A 25,447-nucleotide genomic window follows, 5' to 3' on the forward strand; every position below is an offset into this window, starting at 1 on the left:
TGATCTTGTGTATAAACACCGTACTTATCCACACAAGCTAATTTCAAAAAAGTTATTCTTTTTACGATCAGAGCTTATACACAGGGCGTTGTAGGATCCTATCCACAGGCCTGATCAAGATGTGATCCAGCTGGGGATAAAATGTTTGCGAATTCTACATTGGGATCGCAGGATCGAGCAAATACAAGGTGTTCAAAGGGATCTTCCTGTGGAGGAGATCTTTCCACAATTTCCTTGTGGATCATCTGATCGCTTGATCCCATTATTATAAAAATAATTGCGTCCTCAAAAAATATTTATCCTTTTTTATAATTTTAAGGGATAAAAACAAAAAAAAGACAACAGAGATGAGCACTCTGTTGTCTTTAATTTGAAGTATTTTGATTGTAACGGCGTTACCTTAATACGATTAACGCACCTGGTTTGGTTGGTACCTCGGTGTGGCTGAAGAGCTTTCTTCTTCATGATCAGCCGTTAATTCATCGCGCCTGCTAGGACCTTGAAAACGCACTTTGTAGGTATCGTATTCTCGTATAGACTCGTAGCAATAGCGTCCTAGCGCATTCTCTAGTTCTGCAAGGTTATGGTTGGTAATAAGAATACAGTTTTTCTTATTCACCAGTCTTTGACGTAAAAGATTACCAAACCAGCTTTGTGCGTTCTTTTTTAAGATGCTTTCGTTAACGCATACTTCATCTAGGATCAGCAAGTCAACGTTAAGTAGTTCGTGGTGTATCTCTCTAAATCGTTGGCCTGCATTATCTGAGGCTGAAAAATCGAAAGAGAAATTTCGCATCTCCAAAATAGTAGAAAGCTGCCTGTACAACACAGATATTTCGTATTGGTCGATAAGCTGATGGGCTATTGCACCTGCAATATGTGATTTACCGCGCCCATAATCGCCGTAGAAAATCATCATGTGAGAGCCGCTTTGACGCCACGCAGGGTCATCATGTGCCGCGATAAATGACTGAGCAATTGATACCGCTTCTATTACATCATCGCTATCTTCAACGAGGTTAGAGAAGGTCCACTTAGGATTGAGATCGGAACGCCCGTGTATGGCCTCCACACGCGCTTTCTTGCTGCGCTGCTGTAGTTGCGATATCTCTTCATTAGCCTGTGCTTCATATTGCTTACGCAGCGTTTTGTAGTCGATGTATTCGTTATCCGGATCGACGGGCTTATTCAACGCCTTGGCTAAATTTGCGATTTTATCTGTAATGCGATCCATATTGAATTAACTCTTTTTTGATGAGGCGTACTTGGCGACCAACTTCTTTGCATTATCATCCGCTTCTATGCCTGCTGCAACTTTCACTTGCTGACTACCCACAACTTTTGTTGCAGAGTAGCCTGATGCCAGTCTCTTACGCTTAATATTGTTAGCAAATTTTTGCGTCCACTGAAACTCACTAAATATAGAACTAGGCCGGCCTAACCAGTACGCTACGAATTCTCCGATATCATTATCGTCAAAGGTTTTGTCAATAATGCCAAGTAAGTTCGCCATTTCTTTAAACAGGGCGCTGTTTGGTTTCCAGTCCTGGGTCATAGCGGTGTGCTGTTTGTGCAGCACATCAAAATCTGAAACAGGTTCACTCAGTAACGGCAGCAGTAATGTTTTACCGTTAATACTGCGCTCTAAGTCGATATCAAGAGGGAGGGTAATTAGGCCCACTTGTTCTAGCTGTTTCAGCAGGCTATTGATTTGTCTCCCTCGTAAATAGTGAGGCTCTTTGCTGTCACCGTTAAGTAGTGCTAGCAATGACTTATAATCAATAGCCGATGAAGACGTGGTAGCGGTGTTGGCATTTGTGCGCAGGCCCAGCATGTACAGCACGCGACAGTCATTGGAAATGGGAGACTGCAGAACCGTTAGTTCAGCTTGGGTAAGAGGTTTACTCATGCGGGTTCTAGTATGCCTTCAAACCATTCACTGGCGATATCTTCTGGGATTGGATGCTCAAGCACATCAACATGAAGCGCTGGAGTATTAAGGGTACCGCCACGCTCTGTGATGAGTGACTCCATGGTTTTAGCGCCATAACAGAATGTGTCATAGCTTGTATCGCCTAATCCCACAATATAGGCACTGACTGAGGACAGGTCAGTAGTTTTTAACTGCCCTGCAAAGGGCTGTATATTGTCGGGTAGTTCGCCAGCGCCGTGGGTAGAGGTGCACACTAACCAGTGCGCCGATGTAGATATATTGTCAAGGTTAGGCTCAAGGTGAATAGTGTAGGTAAAACCCTTTTGCTTTAACGTTTCTGCAAGAGCGTCTGCAACGTATTCCGCAGCACCTAACATTGTGCCAACTATAATTTCAAAGTGCTTAGTCATTAACTATTTACCAATACAAAAAGAAGAAAATATCTTTCCAAGAAGATCATCAGAGGTAAATTCACCCGTGATTTCGCAAAGTGCCTGATGAGCTAATCGCAATTCTTCAGCTAAAAGTTCACCCGCCATTGCATCATGCAGCTGTTGCTCTCCCGTTGTCACGTGATTATTTGCTTGGTCGAGTGCGTCAATGTGTCTACGGCGAGCAATAAATTGACCTTCTGTCGTCGTATCGAACCCCATGGTGGTTGCTAAATGAGACTTTAACGTATCAACGCCATCTCCCTGTTTAGCAGACAAATTGATAACAGAAATATCGCCTTGCTGAGTGGCAACGGTACTGTGGCCTACATCTAAAGTGCTTAAATCGGCTTTATTTCTTACTACAGTAACCGGAATACCAAGGGGTAAACGCTGCATAAACTCCGGCCAAATCTCGAACGGGTCGATGATAGATGTGGCTGTGGAATCTACGACAAAGAGAACGTGATCGGCATCGCTTATCGCTTGCCAGGCACGTTCAATACCAATTTGCTCTACTTTGTCGGGGCTTTCTCGTAGACCCGCCGTATCGATAATGTGAACGGGCATACCATCAATATGAATATGCTCTTTTAATACATCTCGGGTTGTACCGGCAATGTCGGTGACTATGGCACTTTCTCTACCAGCCAGTGCATTCAGTAAGCTTGATTTACCCGCATTGGGTCTTCCGGCGATAACCACCTGCATACCTTCGCGTAAAAGAGAGCCTTGCTTTGCTTGCTCTCGCACTGAAGCTAAGCTTTGAACAATGGCTGAGAGGTCCCCAGACACTTTGCCATCAGAAAGAAAGTCTATTTCTTCTTCAGGAAAATCAATAGCTGCTTCAACATACATGCGAAGATGAATAATTTGGTCGGATAGGGTTTGGATTTGTGTTGAAAACTCACCTTGAAGGGAGCGTAACGCACTGCGAGCCGCTTGTTGTGAACTTGCGTCTATTAAGTCAGCAATGGCCTCTGCCTGAGCTAAATCGAGCTTATCATTGAGAAATGCTTGCTCGCTAAATTCGCCAGGATTGGCTAATCGAGCGCTGCCTGTAGCGAGTACAGCGTTAATAAGCATGTCCATAACAACTTGACCGCCGTGCCCTTGAAGCTCAAGTACATCTTCACCAGTAAATGAGTTAGGGCCCTTAAAGAAAAGCGCGATGCCTTGGTCTATGACGGTTTTTTTACTATCAATAAACGAAGTATAGGCAGCTTGTCTAGGAGTGAGTTCACAGGGCACTAACGCTTGTGCGACTTCCTTTGCCTTTGGGCCTGACACGCGAATAATTCCCACACCGCCTCGTCCTGGAGCCGTTGCCTGAGCAGTAATAGTGTCCGTTGAGAAGGTGAGTGAATCCATAATTAATCGCGAAAATTCTTAAATTGAAACGGTTGACCTAGGTCAGACGATTTAACCAATGCCATTACTTGTTGAAGGTCGTCACGTTTTTTACCCGTCACGCGCAGTTCTTCACCCTGAATCGCAGTTTGAACCTTCATTTTGGCATCTTTAATCAGCTTAACGATTTTCTTCGCCATAGGCTGCTCAATACCTTCTTTAAACGCAATGGTTTGGCGATAGGTTTTGCCATGGGCATCAAAAGGTTTTACGTCTATGGAAGACGTATCCACATTTCGTTTTGAACAAGCCGTTCTAAACATGCTTTCCATTTGCTGAAGTTGAAATTCAGCTTCTGCTTTCATAACAACGGTTTTTTCTTTGTAATCAAAGCTAGCTTCAATTCCGCGAAAATCGAAACGCGTAGAAAGCTCTCTGCTTGCGTTTTCCGTAGCGTTTCGCACTTCTTCCATATTTATTTCTGAAACAATATCGAATGATGGCACAGTAAATTCCTCGTTAGACAAAACAGCCCGCGTAGGCGGGCTGTATAATTAAACAAACAATATGTTATTTATTGCTTATGCCCCGCTTCTCCATGGAAGCATAGATCATTTTGGCTTGAACCAGTGTGATGACATTACTCACCAACCAGTATAGTACCAGACCTGCAGGGAACCATAAGAAGAACACACTCATCATCACCGGCATCCACTGCATTATTTTTTGCTGCATAGGGTCGGTAATGGTAGTGGGTTGCAATTTTTGTAGTAAATACATGCTTGCACCAGTTAATACTGGCAACACAAAGTAGGGGTCTTTAGTCGATAAATCGGTTATCCATAGCACAAAGTCTGCATGGCGAAGTTCAACACTTTCCATTAATACCCAATACAGGGCTAGGAAAATAGGCATTTGTAAAAGCAAAGGTAGACAGCCACCCATAGGGTTTACTTTTTCTTTGCGGTACAACTCCATCATTGCTTGAGACATTTTTTGTCTATCGTCGCCAAAGCGGTCCTTAAGCTGCTGCATCTTAGGGGCTAAGTTACGCATACGGGCCATAGACTCGTATTGCTTTTTGGTTAGCCAGTACATAGCGCCTTTAACTACAATAGTGATAAGGATGATTGCAACACCCCAGTTATTCACAAGGCTATGTAAGAAGGTAAGCAGTGAAAACAACGGTTGAGAAATCCAAAATAGAATGCCGTAATCAACGGTAAGGTCTAATCCTCGCGCTATTTTTGCAAGGCTATCTTGGTCTTTAGGACCCATATAAAGCGTTGAGGCGATTGTTTTAGATTCACCGGCGTTGATGGTCTCGGCAGGTGAAAGCACACCAATAACTGCAAATTGATTATTAATATTGCGAGAATAAAGGGTGTTGGTTTGTTCTTGAGAAGGAACCCATGCCGACACGAAGTAGTGCTCTAGCATTCCCACCCAGCCAGCTTTAGTGGTTTTGCGAAGGTTTTCGTCCTCTATCTCATCAAAAGAATACTTATCGTATCTATCGTCTTCTGTAGAGAATGCCGCACCGCGATAGGTTGGCATAAACATATTGCCGTCGTCTTCAAAGTCCATAACCTGTTTTAGCTGCGCATAAGGCTGAACGTTTGCAGCGGTATTTGTTGCGTTTTGTACATCATAACTTACGTTCACATCGTAGCGACCTTGGGTAAACGTAAATGTCTTAGTGATTGAAAGCCCCTGACTATTCTTCCATGTTAATGGCACGACTAAGGTATCGCCATTAAGCTGATAAGCCGATTGTTGTGCGGTATAAACGGGTCTGCCAGTTGCGCTAGCATCTGGGCCTTGTTTTCCAATTAATCCACTTTGCGCAACGTATAACCCCATGCCCGAACGCAATAAACTGTAAGGCTCATCAGAACCTTGAGTCACGGGAAATTTTATTAGATTTGCAGAGATAACATCGCCGCCTAATAAATCAATACGCACATCTAGCGTGTCGGTTTTTACCTCGATAATGCGATTTGTGTTTTGCGTCTGAGCTATGGCTTGTGCAGCAGGTACACTATCACTAGTAGGAACATCTTCGCTTTGTGCTTCGTCAAAAGAAGGTACACCTTGATTTGCTTGTTGCGTCTGCTCTTGTTGAACAGGATTTATAGGCTGTGGCCCATAATCTTTTTGCCAAGCTTGCCATAGCAAAAAGGTAACTAGCGCTAGGCCAATTATCAGAAAACTGCGTTGCGATTCCATATAGGTCTCTTTATTTTGAGTGTTTATCTTGTTGTTTTTCTGGTACCGGATCGTAACCCCCGGCATGCAAAGGCTGACATTTTAATATGCGTTTGAACGATAACCAACCGCCTTTTACTAATCCGTGTGTTTTTAGTGCGTCTATAGCATACCAAGAACAGGACGGATGGAAACGACATCGTTGGCCTAAAACAGGCGAAATAAACCATTGATAAAATTTTATCAATGCTAGGGGAACTGCAATTAAGAGTTTCCGCAACGCTTGTTTAATTTTTTCCATAGCTTTTCTAAAGTTGCAAAAACTTCTTGGTTGCTAAGATTATCGGCACCTGACTTACCTATAACGATAATATCTACATTCGGTAAGTGATGTTGTTTGTGTCTAAAACTTTCACGTACAAGTCGTTTGAGCCTATTTCTATCATGGGCTTTACGGACGCGTTTTTTCGCTATGGTAATACCGAGTCGCGAATTATTATGAGAGTTTTTTCTAGCTAGAATAGTAAAAGAGGGAGATACAGCTGGGGTTGCGTTATCAAACACATAAGTAAAGTGGGAGGGAGTCAACAGACGCAACTCCCTTGAAAAATTATTTTCGCCCACTTTTGGCGTCTTTCTAATTAAGCTGAAAGACGAGCGCGGCCTTTTGCACGGCGAGCTGCTAGTACTTTACGACCATTTTTAGTCGCCATACGAGCACGAAAACCGTGAGAACGCTTGCGCTTAAGATTGCTCGGTTGAAATGTTCTTTTCATGACCAAAGTCTCACTTATATTTAGTTACAAACATAGGCGTTTTTTGGTAACACATTATTTCATTATTAAAACAATGTGGAGTTCTCACCAGAAAAGCCCATCGAAAAAGGACGCTGAATTCTAGAGATCTCGGGGGCTTGTGTCAATGCATAATGTAGCTTTTGGGGAGAATAATTGAACAATTTTTACTATTTTTTATTGAAATGAGTTATTTAAATCCATTAAGGCTGTGAATAACCCAATTTTTTAGCAAAGGTTATCCACAATAGGGTGTGTACAATCATGAATATGGGGATCAGATCAAGGGCTTTTACCTTATTTTTAGGTGTAAGAAAGTCTAAAGTAAGTTCGTTTTGATCTAAAAGAAAAGGTGATAATTTACAATGAGTTATCAGTTTGATCGTAGCGATCTGCTGAGATCGGGATTTACTTTTTGTTGATAAAATAAGATAATCCACAGACTAGAACGATAATTTACTTTCTCGCGATTATTCAACATACCTTCTAAGAACGTTCACGGCTTCCTCTTACGCGATGTCGACACTACTCTATTTGGTTTTACGCGAGCAACGGGAGCTAACAACGTACCATGTCCTTATGGAATCAATGTCTTGAACGCCTGCGTCAAGAACTACCGACGCAACAATTCAGTATGTGGATTAGACCGCTTGTTTGTGAAGAACAAGAGGGATATGTAGCTCTTTTTGCGCCTAACCGCTTTGTTTTAGATTGGGTGAGAGATAAATATTTAGACAATATTACGGGTCTTCTCCGTGAGTTTGCAGGTGAGAGTGCGCCACAATTGCACCTTGAAGTAATGAACCGACAACGAGTCAATAACTCGTCACAACAGAATTCAGCACCCTCACAACCTTCTTCATCAGGGATGTCACAGTCTGCACCACGTCAGAATGCTTATCAGCACGGCGCGCAGTCTCATGCAGGTTCTATACAACAAGGGCATTCTCAGTCTGCGTCGCAATCGCAGCAATCGTCAGCTAATCAGAGTCCGTCTAGTCATAACTCTTATAGTCACAGTAATACTAACCAACATCATTCCCAGCAGAATAATAGTGATTTCTCTAGTGGCAATGATTTTGGCGATAATAAGGCTGGTGATAAAAACTTTGGTGATAAAAGCTTTGGTGATAGAAGCTCTGGAGGTAGCAGTTCTGGGGATAGGAACAGCAGTATAAATGCAAACAGCAGCCGTAGTTACCATGAGCAAAACAGAGCAGCTAATCAAGCGTCCGCGCCTCGTACTCAGCCCTCGCCCAGGGTAGTACCTATTCCCGAGGCAATGAAGCATAAGAGCAATATCAACCCAACCTATCAATTTGATAATTTTGTTGAGGGTAAATCAAACCAACTTGCTCGTGCGGCCGCTACGCAAGTTGCTAATAATCCTGGTGGTTCATATAACCCGCTGTTTATATATGGTGGCACCGGCTTAGGTAAAACTCACTTATTGCATGCAGTAGGTAACGGTATTGTTGCAAATAATGGTGATGCAAAGATTGTGTACATGCATTCTGAACGATTCGTGCAAGACATGGTGAAGGCATTGCAGAATAACGCTATCGAAGATTTTAAGCGTTTTTACCGCTCCGTTGATGCTCTGCTTATTGATGACATTCAATTTTTTGCCAATAAAGAGCGATCGCAAGAAGAGTTCTTTCATACCTTCAATGCGTTGTTGGAAGGAAATCAGCAGATCATTTTGACATCGGATCGTTATCCAAAAGAGATCGATGGCGTTGAGGATCGCTTAAAATCCCGGTTTGGATGGGGATTGACCATTGCGATCGAACCGCCTGAGCTTGAAACACGTGTAGCGATCTTAATGCGTAAAGCTGCAGAGAATCGCATCCACCTTCCTAATGAAGTGGCATTCTTTATTGCGAAACGATTGCGTTCTAATGTTAGGGAATTAGAAGGGGCATTAAATCGAGTTATTGCCAATGCTAATTTTACTGGTCGCCCCATTACTATTGATTTTGTTAGAGAGGCATTGCGCGATCTCCTCGCTTTACAAGAAAAGCTTGTAACTGTTGATAATATTCAGAAAACCGTGGCAGATTATTATAAGATAAAGGTAGCTGATATTTTATCTAAGCGAAGAAGTAGAAGTGTTGCTCGTCCTCGTCAAGTTGCAATGGCGCTGGCCAAAGAGTTAACCAACCACAGCTTACCAGAACTCGGTAATGCGTTTGGTGGAAGGGACCATACTACGGTACTCCATGCGTGTAGAAAAATAGAGCAGCTAAGAGAAGAAAGTCATGATATAAAAGAAGACTATAAAAACCTCATTAGGACATTGTCTTCCTAAATAATACGACCTTAGAGGCGAGATAGCACTGCGATGAAATTTACTATAAGCCGCGAACAGTTTTTACAACCCCTCCAACTCGTGTCTGGTGCTGTTGAGCGTAGACACACGTTGCCTATTTTATCTAACGTACTCATTAAAGTTAGTGAAGGCGCATTGTGGTTAACCGGTACAGATTTAGAGGTTGAGCTTATTTCAAGCATTAAGCTTGAATCTGAATTTACCGAAGGGGAAATTACCGTACCTGCCAAAAAGCTTTTTGATATTATTCGTGGCATTTCTGAAGGTACTGATATTCACTTCTCCATCGATGGCAGTAAAGCACTCATTAGAGCTGGCCGCGGTCGTTACACTTTATCCACTTTGTCTGCCAGTGATTATCCAAATTTGGAAGACTGGGAAGGTGAGGTTGAGTTCGAACTGTCTTGCAGTGACCTTAAACGTCTAATCGATTCCACTAGTTTTTCAATGGCGCAGCAAGACGTGCGTTATTATTTGAATGGAATGTCGCTAGAGACCGAGGAAAATGTTATTCGCACAGTTGCCACAGATGGCCATAGATTAGCGCTTTGTCGTCTTAACTATGAAACTGCATTACCGGCACGCCAAGTCATTATTCCTAGAAAGGGCGTATTAGAAATTTCTCGGTTAATCTCTGACGATGATAAATCGTTAAAGGTGCAGATTGGTGCCAATCATCTTCGTATATTCTCAAATGACTTTATCTTTACGTCAAAATTAGTAGACGGGCGTTTCCCTGATTATCGTAGGGTACTTCCTCAAAATGGCGATAAAGAAATTATTGCTAGCAAAGCGGTGTTAAAAGAAGCTTTTTCACGTGCAGCGATTTTATCGAATGAAAAATTCAGAGGCGTTCGTTTAAATCTTGCTACTGGCGAGCTTAAAATTACGGCCAACAACCCAGAGCAAGAAGAGGCTGAGGAAAACGTAGACGTGCAGTACGAAGGCGATGACCTTGAAATTGGCTTTAACGTTGCGTACCTCATTGATGTATTGAACTCTTTAAATTCGGATATGGTTAAGGTTAGCTTGTCTGATTCAAATGCGAGTGCGTTAATTGAAGATAACGCTGATGATGCTGCGCTTTATGTCATTATGCCTATGCGTTTGTAGCACTGAAGAAAGTAAAAACATCAATTTAAGGCCTACAGCATTATTTTAAATGCTATCGATAGAGCGGTGCATTGTTTATCAATGTATCGCTTTTATTCCCTTTAGAGTTCTATTATGAAATTGGACCAGGTCCAAATTGCGAACTTCCGTAATTTGTCATCTATAAGTTTCTTTCCGTCTCCTTCTTTAACTATCATCCAAGGTATTAACGGTAGCGGTAAATCGTCTCTCATAGAGGCGCTTTATTATCTTGGGTTTGGCCGTTCTTTTCGTACCAACAAACACAGTGCTGTCATTCAACACGATAAGAATGAGTTTAGTGTATTTGCATCGTGTCATAACGAAAATGGTGATAAGCAAAAGATAGGATTTCAGCGAACTAGGGGAGACCAGTTTACCTGTAGTATCGATGGTGAACATTCTAAAAAGCTTTCTGATTTAGTTAGCTTGGTTCCTATTCAATTATTCACGCCGCAAAGTACAGACCTCATTATAGGTTCTCCTTCTGAAAGACGTCGTTTTTGTGACTGGGGATTGTTTCACGTGAAACATGAGTTTCAGTCGGTTGCGAATCAATACGCCAAATTCTTAAAGCATAGAAATGCACTGCTAAAACAGCAGGCTAATCTATCTGCTCCAGAAAACCAGTATTGGGAAAGTCAGTTCGCGTTGTTAGGTGAAAAACTCACTGAGATCAGGGAAGAGTACCTTCAGGCATTGACACCAATATTTGAAAAATACGCCAAAGAATTCTTACCAACCTTTGAAGTCAAACTGAGTTACTATAAAGGATGGGAAAAAGATGCGTCTTTATCAGAAAGCCTAGTTAAAAAGAAAGAGTATGATGGTAAAATAGGACATACTTCTTCTGGGCCGCACAAAGCTGATGTTAAGCTTAAAGTGAATGGTGTGAATGCCCAAGAGCTGTTATCCCGAGGTCAGCTTAGAATGGCTGTCGCTGCGTTACAAATGTCACAAACAGATTTATTTAATACCACTACAAATAGAAAAAGTATTTTTCTGTTAGATGACGTCGGTGCTGAATTGGACGCCGACAAAAGGGAACAATTTATTGACGGGTTATTAAGGATGGACACGCAGGTTTTCGTTACTGCAATTGAGTCCACTCAACTCGAATTTATACAAAAATACAACGAAAAGAAAATGTTTCACGTGGAACATGGAAACGTGAAAGAGGAGTAAAAGCTAGTATGTCAGAAGAGAACAACTACGACTCGTCCAGTATTAAGGTACTTAAAGGATTAGACGCTGTAAGAAAACGTCCGGGTATGTACATTGGTGATACCGATGACGGCACCGGTTTGCATCACATGGTTTTTGAGGTGGTCGACAATTCAATTGACGAAGCACTTGCTGGTCACTGTTCTGAAATTGTCGTACTCATCCATAGCGACGGTTCTGTTTCCGTATCTGATGATGGTCGCGGTATACCAACAGAGCTTCATGAAGAAGAGGGTGTTTCTGCAGCCGAAGTTATCATGACGGTTCTGCATGCTGGCGGTAAGTTTGATGATAACTCTTATAAAGTTTCTGGTGGTCTTCACGGTGTTGGCGTCTCTGTTGTAAATGCACTTTCAAGCCGACTCAAGTTACGCATCCGTCGCGGCGGTAAAGCCCATGAGCAAGAATATAAGCATGGTGTTCCACAAGAGCCATTAGCAGTAACTGGCGATACAGATAAAAGTGGAACTATGATCCGCTTCTGGCCAAGCGAAGAAACATTCACCAATACTCTTTATCATTACGATATTCTTGCTAAACGTCTGCGCGAACTTTCATTCTTGAATTCTGGCGTATCAATTAAGCTGAAAGACGAGAGAGACGGAAAAGAGGACCACTTCAAATACGAAGGTGGTATCAAAGCGTTTGTTGAATATCTCAATGATAAAAAGACAGCTATTCACCAAAAAGTGTTCCATTTTAGTGCTGAACGAGAAGACGGTATTAGCGTTGAAGTTGCTATGCAGTGGAACGATAGCTTCCAAGAAAATGTATTTTGTTTTACCAATAACATTCCTCAGCGCGATGGCGGAAGCCATTTAGCCGGTTTTCGTGGCGCCTTAACACGTACGTTAAATAACTACATGGAAAAGGAAGGGTTAAACAAGAAAGCAAAGACTAATGCCAGTGGCGATGATGCTCGTGAAGGTCTAACCGCTGTCATTTCCGTAAAAGTGCCTGATCCTAAGTTTAGCTCGCAAACAAAAGACAAACTGGTTTCTTCAGAGGTTCGTCCTGTGGTTGAATCAGCAATGAATGAAAAGCTTGCAGAGTTTCTTTTAGAAAATCCTTCTGAAAGTAAAATTATCGCGAACAAGATAATCGATGCTGCCCGCGCTCGTGAAGCTGCGCGAAAAGCTCGTGATATGACTCGCCGAAAGGGTGCACTAGATTTAGCTGGTCTTCCAGGCAAGCTTGCTGATTGCCAAGAAAAAGACCCAGCACTGAGTGAGCTTTATATCGTGGAAGGTGACTCTGCTGGCGGTTCAGCCAAGCAGGGCAGAAACAGAAAAAACCAAGCTATTCTTCCGCTTAAAGGTAAGATTCTAAACGTAGAAAAAGCGCGCTTTGATAAAATGCTATCTTCTCAAGAAGTGGCAACGCTGATTACCGCCCTTGGTTGTGGCATCGGACGTGATGAATACAACCCTGAAAAGTTGCGCTACCACAGCATCATTATCATGACGGATGCGGATGTGGACGGTTCTCATATTCGAACGCTGCTACTGACTTTCTTCTACCGTCAAATGCCAGAAATTATTGAGCGTGGGTACGTGTATATTGCTCAGCCACCACTTTATAAAGTGAAAAAGGGCAAGCAAGAACAGTATCTGAAAGATGATGATTCATTAACGAATTACCTAACGTCCATAGCGGTAGATGGTTCTTCATTACACACTAGTTCTGATGACCCAGGCATTTCAGGTGTTGGTCTTGAGAATCTTGTTAAGCAATATCAAGCCGTGGAAAAAATGATTAATCGTATGAAGCGGTTAATGCCACAGTCTATGCTTTATAGAATGCTATATACGCCAACACTTGACGTCCAAGATTTGAAAAATGAGGACGCGCTAGAAAATGTCGCTAAGCATTTTGTTGCACAGCTTACTGAACGCGAAAATGATGGTGCGACGTACAGTTACGAAATTAGACGCGATCAAGAGTTAAGCGAATATTACATTACTATTATCATGCGTATGCACGGTATCGACTACGAGTATATTATTGATAGAGAGTTTATCGATTCTAACGAGTATGCACGTTTACGTGACTTGAACCTTGCTATCAACGATATGATGGGACCTGAGGCTTATATTCAGCGTGGGGAGCGTAAGCAACCTGTAGACTCATTTAAAGCAGCCCTTGATTGGTTGATGAATGAAGCAAAACGCGGTCAATACATTCAGCGCTATAAAGGTCTTGGTGAAATGAATCCGAGTCAATTATGGGAAACTACAATGGACCCAGACAGTCGTCGCATGCTTCAAGTTACCATTGAGGATGCTATTAGCTGTGATCAATTGTTCACAACGCTAATGGGCGACCAGGTTGAACCTCGTAGAGAGTTCATTGAAGCGAATGCACTGAAAGTTGCAAACCTTGACGTATAGGCTATTGAAATTAACCCTAGTCAAAAAGTAACGCTGTTTGCTAAAGCAAAGCAATTCAGCTTTAGATGGCGTTAAAATAAAAAAGGCGATTTATTAAAATCGCCTTTTTTGTGGAAGAAAGAAATAGATAAGCCGGTGAAAAGAAATGCTAATGCTACATTTTAGTCACTTTAAGCGCCACTTCTTTTGAGCCAGCGCGACGAATAACAAAGCGATACATACCGGTAGATGAGGGAGTGAACTGAAGGTTCTCTGAACCTTGCTCACAGGCTAAGTAAACTGTTGTGCCTAACATAACAGGTTGACCTTTGTACTTGCCTCCACAGCTTTGTGAAGGCGTCCAGTTAGCATCAGACAATCTAAAGTCGTAAGGTTGCCCATCTGCAATTAACTCAACATCAACTGACCATGCTGCTTCATTGTTTTCAACGCCTTTACGGGTAAATTTATAGCTAGGGTCGGCTTCCCACCAATTAAAAACCCCTCTGAGATACATATTCTCAAACTCTATAGCAGGTGATGAAGATGGGAGCTCTGGAATGCTAAATCCACCTTTGCTTGAACACGCTGAGAGTGAAAGACAACACAATAAAACTGACAATAACTTTTTCACTAATACTCCAGATATAAAAAAGCCCAACAGAGTCGGGCTTTTAATTTCACTTTACGAGATATTGTTATCTCATAAATTTAGCCTAAGACTTCGCAAGTATAGAAATATCTGCGGTAGTAAGGAAAAGTTGCCTTAAAAGCGTCAACAACGCAAGTCTGTTTTTCTTAACCGCTTCATCTTCTGCCATAACCATAACGTTATCGAAGAAATCATCAATAGCGACACGTAGCGTTGCAAGAGTTGTAAGGATAGCCGTGTAATCTTGCGAACCAAGCGCTTCACTCACTTTCTTTTCTGACTCAGTCAATGCTTCAAATAACGCTTTTTCTGATGCTTCTGAAAGAAGGGCATCATTAATGTGTACGGTAGCGTCAATATCGACATGTTGCTTTGCTAGAATATTCGCTACGCGTTTATTTGCTGCCGCTAGAGCTTCAGACTCATCTAACGATTTAAATAGAGCCACGGCATTAATTCGCGCAAGATAGTCAGCTGGCTTAGTAGGGCGTCTTGCCGCGACCGACTGAATAACATCAATCGCTATCTGTTTATCCTGAAGTAACGCTGTAAAACGTCCAAGAACAAAATCTACAACCTGTGATTGTGTTTTGTCATTTGAAAGTTTTTTGCCATAAACTTCAATTGATTTTGTTACTAGTGTAGTTAAATCAAGTGGAAGTGATAACTCAGTGATAATACGCAGTACACCAATGGCCGCGCGACGAAGTGCAAATGGGTCTTTGTCACCTTTAGGTAGCTGACCAATACCAAATATACCAACTAGCGTATCTAGCTTATCAGCAAGCGCTACCGACGCGCTCACGCCGTTACTCGGAAGAGTATCACCGGCGAAACGAGGCATATACTGTTCATACAGGGCTTGTGCAACGTCAGAGTGCTCATTGTCGTTTAGGGCATAGTATTTACCCATTACGCCTTGTACGTCTGGAAATTCCATAACCATGTTAGACATGAGGTCGGCTTTAGCTAGCAGTCCGGCTCGAGTGGCATGTGCTTCGTCTGCATCTATTTGTGCCGCAATAAAGCCAGACAGCACAGAGATGCGCTCTGATTTTTCTTTAAGCGTGCCGAGCTGCTTTTGAAATAGCACGGTGCTTAGGCTATCGAGACGGCTCTCTAAGGATACTTTTCTATCGCTGTTATAGAAGAACTCAGCATCAGCTAGGCGAGGGCGGATAACCTTTTCATTGCCTGAAATGACCTGAATAGGATCGCTACTTTCAATATTACTCACAAATAGGAAGGTATTCACCAAATCGCCATTGGCGTTAAGAAGAGGAACATATTTCTGATCGTCTTTCATCGTATAGATGAGCGCTTCTTTTGGTACCGCAAGGAAGCCCTCGTCAAATTCTGCCTGCATGACCACTGGCCATTCAACAAGTGAAGCAATCTCTTCCAATAAAGCTTCATCATAGTCAGGCTTTAGGGATAACGCTGCAGCAGCATCTTCTAACTGTTGACGAGTCTTCGCTTTACGCGCTTCAAAGTCTGCAATGACATATTGCGACTCAAGTGCCGTCGCATAATTATCAGCATGATCAAGTTCAAATCGAGCTTCGCCGTGGAAACGGTGGCCCTGTACAGTTCTGCTGCTTGCTAAACCAAGGGTGTTGATATTGATGACTTCGCTGCCATAAAGTACGCACAGCGTATGGACAGGGCGAATGAATTGCGTGCTATGACTACCCCAGCGCATAGGCTTTGGAATAGGCAGTTTGCTCACCGCCTGATTGACTAAGCCCTCAAGGAGGGTGCTTACACCTTGACCTGGAACGTGTGCCTTATGCAGCAACCATTCGCCTTTGTCTGTAACTAGACGCTCTGCATCAGCAACGTCAATGCCGTTGCCACGTGCCCAGCCTTGTGCCGCTTTAGTGGGGTTGCCATCTGCATCGAATGCAGCGCTTACCGCAGGGCCTCTTTTTTCAACGACTTTATCTTCTTGACCTTCTGCCAAGTCAGAAACATAAACCGCTAAACGCCTAGGCGCGGCGAACCAGCTTACTGAACCAAAAGGAAGGTTGGCACTGGTAAGTGCTAATTCAAACTGTTGAGCAAATGCTTCACCAAGTGTTTTAAGTGCCTTTGGTGGTAGCTCTTCAGTTCCTAATTCAACTAAACAATTTTCCGTACGCACGCCTATGCCTCCTTGTTGCAAAGCGGAAAGCCTAATGCTTCGCGAGCTTGGTAATAACTTTCTGCACACGCCTTAGCCAACGCACGTACTCGTAGAATGTAACGCTGCCTTTCGGTTACCGATATAGCGTGACGAGCGTCTAAAAGATTAAATGCTTGAGACGCTTTCATAACCTGTTCGTAAGCCGGAAGAGGAAGATTGTTTTCAATCAAAATTTCGCTCTGCGCCTCACATTCATCAAACGTTCTAAACAACGCTTCTACATTGGCATGTTCAAAATTATACGTTGATTGCTCAACTTCGTTTTGATGGAACACATCTCTGTAGGTAACTTTACCAAGAGGACCATCTGTCCATACGAGGTCGTAAATACTGTCTACGCCCTGCACATACATGGCTAAACGTTCTAAGCCATAGGTGATCTCACCGGTAACAGGCTTGCACTCGATACCGCCAACTTGCTGGAAGTAGGTAAACTGAGTGACTTCCATACCATTTAGCCACACTTCCCAGCCTAAGCCCCATGCGCCAAGAGTTGGTGATTCCCAGTTGTCTTCAACAAAACGAATATCATGTACAAGTGGGTCGAAACCTAGTTCTTTCAAAGAGCCCAGATACAATTCTTGAATATTATCAGGTGAGGGCTTTAGCATTACCTGGAACTGATAGTAATGCTGAAGGCGATTCGGGTTCTCACCATAGCGACCGTCTGTAGGTCGGCGACATGGCTGAACATAAGCGCTGCTCATTGGCTCAGGGCCTAACGAGCGTAGGAATGTCATAGGGTGAAATGTGCCGGCACCCACTTCCATATCTAAAGGCTGAATTATTACGCAGCCTTGACGCGCCCAGTAGTCTTGAAGCGCTAGAATTAACCCTTGAAAGGTTTTAATATCGTATTTCTGCATACATCCGCTGCTTATTAGTTAGCTGTCATAAAAAAAGATGGCTTAGTATACAATTTGTGACGCGGAGTATGTAGGTGTAACGGGCGAAAAAAAGCCTAGAAAGCCGGTATTACAACAAGGATTTAATATTTGATGGTAAGTAACGCAGTAAAGCGGTGTGCGTGGGTGAGTGATGATCCTATTTACCAGGCATATCACGACAATGAATGGGGCGTTCCAGAAACCAATAGTCAGGCGCTATTTGCTAAATTGTGCCTCGACGGCCAACAAGCGGGCTTATCTTGGCTTACCATTCTCAAGAAGCAAAAAAACTACGAGCGCGCTTTTTATAATTTTGAGCCAAGCGCTATTGCCCAAATGACTGAAGACGACGTAGAAAGGTTAATGCACGATACCGGTATTGTGAGAAACAGACTAAAAATTACGTCTATCATTCGAAATGCAAAAGCCTTTTTGGAGATAGAAAAATCACAGCCTTTTAATCAGTATATTTGGCAATTTACAGATGGAAAGACACTGGTGAATAATTGGCAGTCTCATGATGATATTCCAACATCGACAGAAGAGTCTAAAGCAATGTCAAAAGCACTGAAAAAGGCGGGCTTTAACTTTGTTGGTGAAACTATTTGTTATGCATTTATGCAGGCAGTTGGAATGGTGAACGATCATGAGAAAGGCTGTCATTGCTATGAAGCAACCACAAAGCTTGCCATAAAGAGTGTGACGTAAGTAAGGCTTCTACAGTAAGGGGGCTGCAGTAAGGAATATCCATCAAGTAATAGATACAAAGGCTTTTTAGTTGAGCAGTTCAAGCAAGCCGCTAAAACTACAAATGTATTCTCGGACACAAAAAAAGCAGTAAACCAATACTGCTTTTTTATAAGTCGCGCTTTTGTTAGTTGGTGAATAGCCAGCTAGCTAATTGTATAGCTAAATAGCTATAACTTAGTAGCTATAACTAAGTGCCTATATAAAGAATACTCACGCAATTGACTCACAGTATTGTTTGAGTTTAGGTAACTCATCTAACACTTTCGACTCGTATTCAGATTCTATCTGCTCTCTCGCCTGGTCTTGCTTTCTACGTTCTTGTTTGGATAGCTTTTGTCTAGCTTCTAACACGGCAAAACCACTTATCTCTACAAACAAAGCATACGTATGTGGATAGGTTGATTTAAAATCTGGCGGCTCGTTGAGCGGTAACGCGTTAAGTAAGTTAACAATACGTATAACGCCCTCAGATAAGTCGCACTGCTGCTGCTCCATCGCCTTTGCGATAAGTATCACGCTTTCAGTTATGCTGCTTATACGTGAATTCTTGGCCTTATCCTGTCGAATACCTTGCTGTTTAAGCAAAAATAGCAATTTACCTGCGTAAACACCAAGGCCCAAAATAACTACTAGTGCTACACCAGTTAGTACTACCCACAGCATTGAAATATCCCGTTCTAGTTCTTAAAGTCGTCAATCTTAATAGCGTCTAACTCATCAAACGGATCGCTCTCTTCTTCATCGTCTTCATCGACAATACCAAGTAGGTCGCACAGTACGCGATGTCGAGCCATCTTCTCATCAACATAACGCTGCTGTTCTCTAGTAAGCTTTTTATCTGCATCTAGGTTATCTAACAAATCGGCGAGACGTTGATCCGCTTCTAAGGCGGCAAGCTCTTGGGCAGGCGTAGCATACTTTTTCTTTTCAGTAGGCGTTGGTGCAACACCTTTGGCCTTAACTAACGCAATAGGCTTTTTACTGCCTAAACGCGGATCTTTCTTTTCGCTACTTTTTCCGCCACCCGCTTTGCCTTGCTCTACATTATGGCGACTGCCAGCTGGCTTACCTTTATGCTTTTTAGGACGTGGAGTTTCAGATTTTCGATTTTCGCTAGGCTTAAAGTCTGGATCCTTACGAACACCGATAAGACCAACTTTGCGAGATTTTTTTGAACGTGACATATATTCCAAATAAGAGAATGTGTAAAAGACTTTCCCATTATAGCGTGAATTGCTTAAAGCTTCCTCATCAAAACGACATCACTACCGGGGAATTTGATATCAAAACCATCACGTCGAGCAAGATAAGAAAAGGTACGTTCACTGAAAAAGCTCACATGCGTTGGATCGTTCTTATAGTGCCACGTTGCAAAACGTTCTTTATCAATCACTCTTTTTGTCATAATGGCCAGAATACCATTAGGATTTAGCATGCCCGTTAATATGGCCCATTCTTTTGCGGGATGGTGGAAGTGTTCTATTGCTTCGGTACATGTAATGACGTCAAATTTGCGGTTTAACACCTTCTCAAAAGGGGCATAGAAAGGATCGTAGATGTCGACATCTAATCCTACATCTTCTAACATTTTCGCAAGAACAGCAGCTGGCCCACATCCAAAATCCAATGCTTTTTCGCCAGTGTTAATAAGTGATAGAAGAGGATTTATAAGTTTACGTAAAAACTGTTTATAACCTTCATCGTCAAAGCTGTTTTCGTGTTTGTCGTATTCACTTTTCTCGCTATGTGCACTAGGTAGAAAGTCGGGATGTACAAATACAAGGTCACATTCACTGCATTGCAGATAAGGTCTTTTCTTGTCTGTAAAGTAAGGAGTTATGGCGGAAGTAGAGCACAGAGGACATTGCATATGATGTTGATGAAACGCTGTTATTAATGCTGTAAGAGATACTACCAAATAAAAACTCAGGTAATAAAAAGAAAAAAAGGCGATGGTTTGCACCATCACCTTATTTTGAATGAGTGTCAGATGACACCTCTCCCGTTATTTACACATCTTTGTGCTTTATGCTTCCCTAGCTGTGCTCCCCTTATTATTTTTTTTAGCAGAGCGCTATTTTTGTTTTTGGCCTTCTTGGCGCTTTATCCAATCTTCCATGGGGTATTTTATTATTATTCTTGTTATTTAGTTTGTAAGCCTACAAGGGCAACAACAAACTACGCCGTTAGATTACACTAATAATTCTAAAATACAACTTTTTAAGTAACAAAATTTTAACAACAAAAGAGGTTTTTTAAAAACTTAATGTAAACCAGAGATATAGTTCGACAATATCTCGATATCTTCATCAGTTAATTTCATGGAGATGTCGCGCATCATGCCATTCATACTGTTATGACGCTGACCTGACCTAAATGATTTTAATTGAGACGCGGTATAGGTTGCGTGTTGGCCACTGATATCGGGGAAGCCTGATAGTGATGAACCATTACCTTGCGGTCCGTGACACGCGATACAGGCAGTAATGCCACGTTCTTCGTCACCACCTTGGTACAATGCTTTTCCAGCTTCGATGTATTGCTCTGGCGTTTCGCCTGGCGTCGCTTCTTGACTAGAGAAGTACGCAGCTAAGTCTTCCATATCTTGTGTAGAAAGAGGAGCGGCCATACCGTTCATTACCGCATTGTTACGGCCTTCTTCGCCACCTGTTTGGGACGCAAGCTTAAACTCGGTAAGTTGTTTAACGAGGTATTTTTCATGTTGCCCAGCTAGCTTAGGGTTCATGTCAATCATACTATTGCCATCAGGGCCGTGGCAGGCAGCACAGACCGCTGACTTCGCTTTGCCCGCTTCCGCATCGCCTTTTGCTACAGCTGTAGCGCTAAGACCCAGTGACATACAAACCAACAAACACAGTTTTTTCATAAATAATCTCTTAATGGTTCCAACGGCTCACGTTAGATACGTGATATAATCCGTATTTTACACATTTAACGCGTCAGAAAAACCTATTCCATGATAAATCTAAGGGTTTTGGTCTGTTTTAACATTAAAAAGCTGTAAACCAGACGTTATGACGCATGTGGAGGTAAGTCTAGATGTCGTATTACACCAAAGCAAAGTTCTTTACCAGTGCACCTGACATTCGTCATTTGAAAGATGATTCTGGGATAGAGGTTGCATTTGCCGGTCGCTCAAATGCCGGTAAGTCCAGCGCGCTAAACACGTTAACCCGCCAAAAAAACTTGGCAAGAACAAGTAAAACGCCAGGAAGAACACAGTTGATCAACGTGTTCGAGTTGGATGACAATTTACGTCTAGTAGATTTGCCCGGCTATGGCTTTGCAAAAGTACCTATGGCGACCAAGCTTAAGTGGCAGAAGTCACTTGGTGAATATTTGCAAAAACGCAAATCATTGAAAGGACTGGTTGTTTTAATGGATATTCGTCATCCGTTTAAAGATTTAGACCAAGACCTAATTCATTGGGCTGTAGACGCTGGTATTCCAGTGCTTGCGCTACTGACAAAGGCTGACAAACTTAAATCTGGTAAGCGCAAGGCTCAGTTACTGATGGCACAAGAGGCGGCATTAGCGTTCATGGGCGATGTTACCGTTAATACGTTTTCTTCCTTAAATCGTCACGGTTTGCCTGAACTTGAGCAGATGCTTGATAAGTGGCTTGGTCGCACTACTTCTGACGATGATGAAGTTTTGGCTGCTGAATAAAAAGCAAAAAAAATGCCTCGCTAAAAAACGAGGCATTGAATGAGAGAAAACACATAAAAACCGAAGATATAGATTGGGTGAAAAACGAAAAGTTCAAAATAAGTAGAAAATAAATGAAAATGCTAATTCTGTCTGCGCTTCCGTTACTACCAGAATTTCTTTTTGGCACCTTTCATTAGTGGTACTTTTCATTTGTGGCGCCTCTCATTAGTGGCATTTTTCAACAGGCATAAAAAAACCCCGGTAAATGACCGGGGTTAAAGCAAAGGTTTGAAAACAGCTTTCTCACCTCTGTACCCTACATTGGTAATGTTACAACAAGAGCACAAAAAGGCAAGTATAAATTGTAATTTAATTACCAAATATGGATAAATTACATACGACTTAATTAATTAAGCTGTAATCAAATTACTGAATTGATCAAAGCGTCTGTACCCAATTAATGAGCTTCATCCCAGTTTTCACCAATACCTACCTCAACATCCAGCGGCACATTTAGCGTGGCAGCACTTTCCATAAGAGTTTTTATGGTGCTGACATAATCATCAATTTTGTCTTCTTTTATTTCAAATACCAGTTCATCGTGCACCTGCATCATCATAGTAACGTCGTCACTGGCGTTTTTCGCAATCCAATCGTCCACTTTTATCATGGCCATCTTTATGACGTCAGCCGCTGTACCTTGCATTGGTGCATTGATAGCCGCTCTCTCAGCCCCTTTTCTTCGCGCTCCATTGCTTGCTTTAATATCTGGTAGATACAAACGTCGGCCAAACACAGTTTCAACGTAACCTTTGTCTTTTGCGCTCTCTCGGGTGCTGTCCATATAATCGAGTACACCAGGGTAGCGTTCAAAATACAGATCCATGTATTTCTGTGCTTCGTTACGTGGAATATTAAGCTGTTTGGCTAACCCGAATGCGCTCATGCCGTAAATCAAACCAAAGTTAATGGCTTTGGCGCTTCTACGCTGCTCGATGGTAACATCGTCAAGGGCAATGCCGAATACTTCGGCAGCGGTTGCTTTATGTATATCCTTCCCATTCGCAAACGCATCAAGTAAGCCTTTGTCTTTCGACAGGTGCGCCATAATACGAAGCTCTATTTGTGAGTAATCGGCTGCGACTATCTTGTTGCCTTTTCTTGGCACAAAGGCTTGTCTAACGCGGCGACCGGCTTCATTTCGAATAGGAATATTTTGTAAATTGGGATCGGTAGAGGATAGGCGACCTGTCGCTGTCACTGCTTGATGATACGACGTGTGAACTCTGCCAGTACGATGGTTAATCATTTTCGGAAGCTTATCGGTATACGTATTTTTGAGCTTAGTTAACCCTCTATACTCCATAATTTTCTGAGGCAAGGGATATTCTAATGCTAGTTCTTGTAACACATCCTCAGAAGTTGAAGGCGCACCTTTTGGCGTTTTCTTAACAATAGGCAACGACATCTTCTCAAAAAGAATATGCTGCAGCTGTTTTGTAGACCCCAAGTTAAATGTTTCGCCCGCTTCTTCGTGAACTTCTTTTTCTAATTCTGCAATGCGAGTTGCCAGGTCTTGGCTTTGTTGACTCAACTGTTGGCTATCAATTAACACGCCCTGTTGTTCCATGCGGGAAAGTACACATGCTAAGGGCACTTCAACATCAATAAGTAGACGCTTTAACGAATCAATTGGCTCAAGCTTTTCCCAAATTGCATGGTGAAGACGAAGGGTAATATCGGCATCTTCTGCCGCGTATGGTCCAGCTTCGTCTAAGTTAATTTGATTGAACGTAAGTTGCTTAGCACCTTTACCGGCAATGTCTTCAAAATGAATCGTTTTATGGCCTAAGTAGGCGAGTGCTAACGAGTCCATATCATGTCGCTGCGCCGTGCTATTGAGCATGTAACTTTCTAGCATGGTGTCAAAGCCAATTCCATTAAGCGTAATGTCATAATTGGCCAGTACATTCTTATCGTATTTAATATGCTGGCCAACTTTGATAGAAGATGGAGACTCTAGGATAGGCTTGAGCGTTTCAAGGACATAATCTCTAGATAGCTGATCTGGTGCATCTGGGTAGTCATGAGCCACAGGCACATAGGCAGCTTTGCCCGGCTCTATACAAAAAGAAACACCAACAATTTCAGCGTCCATGTAGCTGAGGCTAGTGGTTTCAGTATCAAAGGCAAACAGCTTTGCTTGTTTTAGCTTTTCCACCCATGCGGTAAATTGTTCTTCTTTAAAAACAACCTTATATTGAGAGCGATCGATTTGCGCATCGTCTGAGAAAGCGCTTTCTGATGCATCAACAGAAGAGTCAGACGCGTCGTTTTTAGATGCAACGGATGGCTGGGCATCGCCCGCGCTTAAAAGTGCGCTAACCTCTGAATGCCATCGTTTAAATTCATATTCTGCAAATAGGTCGCGCAGGGTTTCATTATCTGCCGACGTTGGCATTAACGCTTCTACATCGTAATCGAGATCTAAATCTATACTGATAGTTGCTAACGTATATGACAGCCTAGCTTGCTCTTCATATTCCGACATTTTAGCAGCCATGGTTTTGCTGCCTCGAAAAGACAGATCAGCAATCTTATCCAAGTTCTTGTATATCTCATCGATACCACCGATGCCGTTAAGCAGCGCTTGAGCGCTTTTGTCACCAACGCCCGGCACGCCTGGAATATTATCTACTTTGTCGCCCTTCAATGCTAAGAAATCAATAACCAGCTCGGGAGGAATACCAAACTTGGTATTAACGCCCTCAATATCCATTGCCTGATTTGTCATGGTATTAATAAGCGTGACATGTTGATTGACCAACTGCGCCATGTCTTTGTCACCAGTACTGATAACCGTATCTATGCCTTTCTCGGTTGCGTGTTTAGCCAGAGTGCCGATAACGTCATCGGCCTCAACACCCGATTCAACAATTACCGGTAGCCCCATTGCTTTAATAATAGTGTGCAGAGGTGCTATCTGACTTCTTAGCTCGTCTGGCATAGGAGGGCGATTAGCTTTATATTCAGCGTAAATATCGTCTCTAAATGTTTTACCCTTTGCATCAAATATTACCGCCATATGGGTTGGGTTATATTGTTTGATAAGGCTTTTGAGCATATTTACCACGCCGTAAATGGCGCCGGTATCTTGCCCTTTAGAGTTTGTTAGCGGCGGCAGCCCATGGAAGGCTCGAAAGAGATAAGAAGAACCGTCAACGAGGATAAAAGGAGACTTTTTAGATTCAGGCATAGAGGATAACTTTCCAACATAGATAATGATCGCAAGGATGCCACAGGAAGGGAAAGATCGCCATATAGGGCTGACAGATAACTAGGACAGTGGGCTGTGGATAACTTTGTGATCTAAATATTCAGACACACTGATCCAATTGATCATATAAAAATAAAAGATCAAGGCTGAATGCAAGAAAAATAAGGGAATGAAGCAATGATGAGAACACAGCATACCTGCTACAGAACATTCCATTTTATGTGGATAACTTGGTGTACGTGATATTTCGTT

At 42.5% G+C, this 25,447-nt stretch carries 23 protein-coding genes; 6 read left to right on the plus strand and 17 right to left on the minus strand.

The annotated features are described in order from the left end of the window. Positions 1-409: 409 nt before the first annotated feature. The 9 genes from AC27HD_RS16375 to rpmH all read right to left on the minus strand — a co-directional run bounded on the left by AC27HD_RS16375 (position 410) and on the right by rpmH (position 6,698). Positions 410-1,234 (minus strand): ATP-binding protein, encoded by an 825-nt coding sequence (locus AC27HD_RS16375; RefSeq protein ID WP_032095240.1) that lies wholly within the window; start codon positions 1,232-1,234, stop codon positions 410-412. 6 nt (positions 1,235-1,240) lie between these two features. After that, positions 1,241-1,909 (minus strand): DnaT-like ssDNA-binding domain-containing protein, encoded by a 669-nt coding sequence (locus AC27HD_RS16380; protein WP_032095239.1) that lies wholly within the window; start codon positions 1,907-1,909, stop codon positions 1,241-1,243. After that, the gene (mioC, locus tag AC27HD_RS16385; RefSeq protein ID WP_487107165.1) at positions 1,906-2,343 is read right to left on the minus strand and encodes an FMN-binding protein MioC; all 438 of its coding nucleotides are present in this window, start codon (positions 2,341-2,343) and stop codon (positions 1,906-1,908) included. The genes AC27HD_RS16380 and mioC overlap by 4 nt, the downstream gene beginning before the upstream one ends. Positions 2,344-2,346: 3 nt before the next feature. Continuing rightward, complete coding sequence (mnmE, locus tag AC27HD_RS16390) at positions 2,347-3,735, minus strand: tRNA uridine-5-carboxymethylaminomethyl(34) synthesis GTPase MnmE (RefSeq protein ID WP_032095237.1); 1,389 nt, start codon at positions 3,733-3,735, stop codon at positions 2,347-2,349. Positions 3,736-3,737: 2 nt separating this feature from the next. Next, positions 3,738-4,220, minus strand: a complete 483-nt coding sequence (locus AC27HD_RS16395) for a YajQ family cyclic di-GMP-binding protein (RefSeq protein WP_032095236.1) — start codon at positions 4,218-4,220, stop codon at positions 3,738-3,740. 64 nt (positions 4,221-4,284) lie between these two features. Beyond that, on the minus strand, positions 4,285-5,943 hold the full coding sequence (gene yidC / locus AC27HD_RS16400) for a membrane protein insertase YidC (RefSeq protein ID WP_487107167.1): 1,659 nt from the start codon (positions 5,941-5,943) through the stop codon (positions 4,285-4,287). 10 nt (positions 5,944-5,953) lie between these two features. Continuing rightward, positions 5,954-6,223, minus strand: a complete 270-nt coding sequence (yidD, locus tag AC27HD_RS16405) for a membrane protein insertion efficiency factor YidD (protein WP_081926608.1) — start codon at positions 6,221-6,223, stop codon at positions 5,954-5,956. Next, positions 6,187-6,546 (minus strand): ribonuclease P protein component, encoded by a 360-nt coding sequence (gene rnpA / locus AC27HD_RS16410; protein WP_032095234.1) that lies wholly within the window; start codon positions 6,544-6,546, stop codon positions 6,187-6,189. The genes yidD and rnpA overlap by 37 nt, the downstream gene beginning before the upstream one ends. A gap of 17 nt (positions 6,547-6,563) precedes the next feature. Further along, positions 6,564-6,698, minus strand: a complete 135-nt coding sequence (gene rpmH / locus AC27HD_RS16415) for a 50S ribosomal protein L34 (RefSeq protein ID WP_014290886.1) — start codon at positions 6,696-6,698, stop codon at positions 6,564-6,566. A gap of 589 nt (positions 6,699-7,287) precedes the next feature. Between rpmH and dnaA the strand changes: the two genes are divergently transcribed. From dnaA to gyrB, 4 genes are all read left to right on the plus strand, one after another. Next, positions 7,288-9,027: a chromosomal replication initiator protein DnaA gene (dnaA, locus tag AC27HD_RS16420; protein ID WP_487107170.1), complete on the plus strand. Its 1,740-nt coding sequence runs from the start codon at positions 7,288-7,290 to the stop codon at positions 9,025-9,027. A 33-nt stretch (positions 9,028-9,060) separates the two neighbouring features. Next, entirely contained in the window at positions 9,061-10,161 is a 1,101-nt protein-coding gene (dnaN, locus tag AC27HD_RS16425) for a DNA polymerase III subunit beta (RefSeq protein ID WP_163107591.1), read from the plus strand. A 114-nt stretch (positions 10,162-10,275) separates the two neighbouring features. Continuing rightward, positions 10,276-11,364 carry a DNA replication/repair protein RecF gene (recF, locus tag AC27HD_RS16430; protein ID WP_487107172.1) on the plus strand — a complete coding sequence of 363 codons (1,089 nt, stop codon included), beginning with the start codon at positions 10,276-10,278 and terminating at the stop codon, positions 11,362-11,364. An 8-nt stretch (positions 11,365-11,372) separates the two neighbouring features. Beyond that, positions 11,373-13,793, plus strand: coding sequence for a DNA topoisomerase (ATP-hydrolyzing) subunit B (gene gyrB, locus AC27HD_RS16435; protein WP_032095230.1), 2,421 nt, complete (start codon positions 11,373-11,375; stop codon positions 13,791-13,793). Between the two features lie 154 nt (positions 13,794-13,947). On the opposite strand, the gene AC27HD_RS16440 is transcribed toward gyrB, so the two are convergent. The 3 genes from AC27HD_RS16440 to glyQ all read right to left on the minus strand — a co-directional run bounded on the left by AC27HD_RS16440 (position 13,948) and on the right by glyQ (position 17,475). Further along, a complete protein-coding gene (locus AC27HD_RS16440) occupies positions 13,948-14,406 on the minus strand; it encodes an early set domain-containing protein (protein WP_032095229.1) in 459 nt (152 codons plus the stop codon). An 82-nt stretch (positions 14,407-14,488) separates the two neighbouring features. After that, positions 14,489-16,567, minus strand: a complete 2,079-nt coding sequence (gene glyS, locus AC27HD_RS16445) for a glycine--tRNA ligase subunit beta (RefSeq protein ID WP_487107174.1) — start codon at positions 16,565-16,567, stop codon at positions 14,489-14,491. Between the two features lie 2 nt (positions 16,568-16,569). Beyond that, positions 16,570-17,475: a glycine--tRNA ligase subunit alpha gene (glyQ, locus tag AC27HD_RS16450; protein ID WP_032095227.1), complete on the minus strand. Its 906-nt coding sequence runs from the start codon at positions 17,473-17,475 to the stop codon at positions 16,570-16,572. A 132-nt stretch (positions 17,476-17,607) separates the two neighbouring features. On the opposite strand from glyQ, the gene AC27HD_RS16455 reads away from it, so the two are divergent. Then, positions 17,608-18,204 carry a DNA-3-methyladenine glycosylase I gene (locus AC27HD_RS16455; RefSeq protein ID WP_487107177.1) on the plus strand — a complete coding sequence of 199 codons (597 nt, stop codon included), beginning with the start codon at positions 17,608-17,610 and terminating at the stop codon, positions 18,202-18,204. 252 nt (positions 18,205-18,456) lie between these two features. Here the strand turns inward: AC27HD_RS16455 and AC27HD_RS16460 are convergent, their stop codons facing one another. The 4 genes from AC27HD_RS16460 to AC27HD_RS16475 all read right to left on the minus strand — a co-directional run bounded on the left by AC27HD_RS16460 (position 18,457) and on the right by AC27HD_RS16475 (position 21,133). Further along, positions 18,457-18,909 (minus strand): DUF2489 domain-containing protein, encoded by a 453-nt coding sequence (locus AC27HD_RS16460; protein WP_334065484.1) that lies wholly within the window; start codon positions 18,907-18,909, stop codon positions 18,457-18,459. A 14-nt stretch (positions 18,910-18,923) separates the two neighbouring features. Beyond that, positions 18,924-19,430, minus strand: a complete 507-nt coding sequence (gene yihI / locus AC27HD_RS16465; RefSeq protein ID WP_032095224.1) for a Der GTPase-activating protein YihI — start codon at positions 19,428-19,430, stop codon at positions 18,924-18,926. Between the two features lie 53 nt (positions 19,431-19,483). After that, positions 19,484-20,212, minus strand: coding sequence for a class I SAM-dependent methyltransferase (locus tag AC27HD_RS16470; protein WP_487107180.1), 729 nt, complete (start codon positions 20,210-20,212; stop codon positions 19,484-19,486). Positions 20,213-20,509: 297 nt separating this feature from the next. Beyond that, positions 20,510-21,133, minus strand: coding sequence for a c-type cytochrome (locus tag AC27HD_RS16475; RefSeq protein ID WP_032095223.1), 624 nt, complete (start codon positions 21,131-21,133; stop codon positions 20,510-20,512). 173 nt (positions 21,134-21,306) lie between these two features. Here AC27HD_RS16475 and yihA point away from each other — a divergent pair, with 173 nt between their 5' ends. Next, positions 21,307-21,936, plus strand: coding sequence for a ribosome biogenesis GTP-binding protein YihA/YsxC (gene yihA / locus AC27HD_RS16480; protein ID WP_487107182.1), 630 nt, complete (start codon positions 21,307-21,309; stop codon positions 21,934-21,936). 439 nt (positions 21,937-22,375) lie between these two features. On the opposite strand, the gene polA is transcribed toward yihA, so the two are convergent. Next, positions 22,376-25,174, minus strand: a complete 2,799-nt coding sequence (gene polA, locus AC27HD_RS16485) for a DNA polymerase I (RefSeq protein ID WP_487107184.1) — start codon at positions 25,172-25,174, stop codon at positions 22,376-22,378. Positions 25,175-25,447: the final 273 nt, after the last annotated feature.

The organism is Alteromonas sp. 4NS20-0143, from assembly GCF_057542855.1.

Excerpts from the sequence above, each read along its gene's own strand:
- AC27HD_RS16375 (WP_032095240.1), bottom strand. The coding sequence starts at position 1,234 with ATGGATCGCATTACAGATAAAATCGCAAATTTAGCCAAGGCGTTGAAT.
- AC27HD_RS16380 (WP_032095239.1), bottom strand. The coding sequence starts at position 1,909 with ATGAGTAAACCTCTTACCCAAGCTGAACTAACGGTTCTGCAGTCTCCC.
- mioC (WP_487107165.1), bottom strand. The coding sequence starts at position 2,343 with ATGACTAAGCACTTTGAAATTATAGTTGGCACAATGTTAGGTGCTGCG.
- mnmE (WP_032095237.1), bottom strand. The coding sequence starts at position 3,735 with ATGGATTCACTCACCTTCTCAACGGACACTATTACTGCTCAGGCAACG.
- yidC (WP_487107167.1), bottom strand. The coding sequence starts at position 5,943 with ATGGAATCGCAACGCAGTTTTCTGATAATTGGCCTAGCGCTAGTTACC.
- yidD (WP_081926608.1), bottom strand. The coding sequence starts at position 6,223 with ATGGAAAAAATTAAACAAGCGTTGCGGAAACTCTTAATTGCAGTTCCC.
- rpmH (WP_014290886.1), bottom strand. The coding sequence starts at position 6,698 with ATGAAAAGAACATTTCAACCGAGCAATCTTAAGCGCAAGCGTTCTCAC.
- dnaA (WP_487107170.1), top strand. The coding sequence starts at position 7,288 with ATGTCCTTATGGAATCAATGTCTTGAACGCCTGCGTCAAGAACTACCG.
- dnaN (WP_163107591.1), top strand. The coding sequence starts at position 9,061 with ATGAAATTTACTATAAGCCGCGAACAGTTTTTACAACCCCTCCAACTC.
- recF (WP_487107172.1), top strand. The coding sequence starts at position 10,276 with ATGAAATTGGACCAGGTCCAAATTGCGAACTTCCGTAATTTGTCATCT.
- gyrB (WP_032095230.1), top strand. The coding sequence starts at position 11,373 with ATGTCAGAAGAGAACAACTACGACTCGTCCAGTATTAAGGTACTTAAA.
- glyQ (WP_032095227.1), bottom strand. The coding sequence starts at position 17,475 with ATGCAGAAATACGATATTAAAACCTTTCAAGGGTTAATTCTAGCGCTT.
- AC27HD_RS16455 (WP_487107177.1), top strand. The coding sequence starts at position 17,608 with ATGGTAAGTAACGCAGTAAAGCGGTGTGCGTGGGTGAGTGATGATCCT.
- AC27HD_RS16460 (WP_334065484.1), bottom strand. The coding sequence starts at position 18,909 with ATGCTGTGGGTAGTACTAACTGGTGTAGCACTAGTAGTTATTTTGGGC.
- yihI (WP_032095224.1), bottom strand. The coding sequence starts at position 19,430 with ATGTCACGTTCAAAAAAATCTCGCAAAGTTGGTCTTATCGGTGTTCGT.
- AC27HD_RS16470 (WP_487107180.1), bottom strand. The coding sequence starts at position 20,212 with ATGGTGCAAACCATCGCCTTTTTTTCTTTTTATTACCTGAGTTTTTAT.
- AC27HD_RS16475 (WP_032095223.1), bottom strand. The coding sequence starts at position 21,133 with ATGAAAAAACTGTGTTTGTTGGTTTGTATGTCACTGGGTCTTAGCGCT.
- yihA (WP_487107182.1), top strand. The coding sequence starts at position 21,307 with ATGTCGTATTACACCAAAGCAAAGTTCTTTACCAGTGCACCTGACATT.
- polA (WP_487107184.1), bottom strand. The coding sequence starts at position 25,174 with ATGCCTGAATCTAAAAAGTCTCCTTTTATCCTCGTTGACGGTTCTTCT.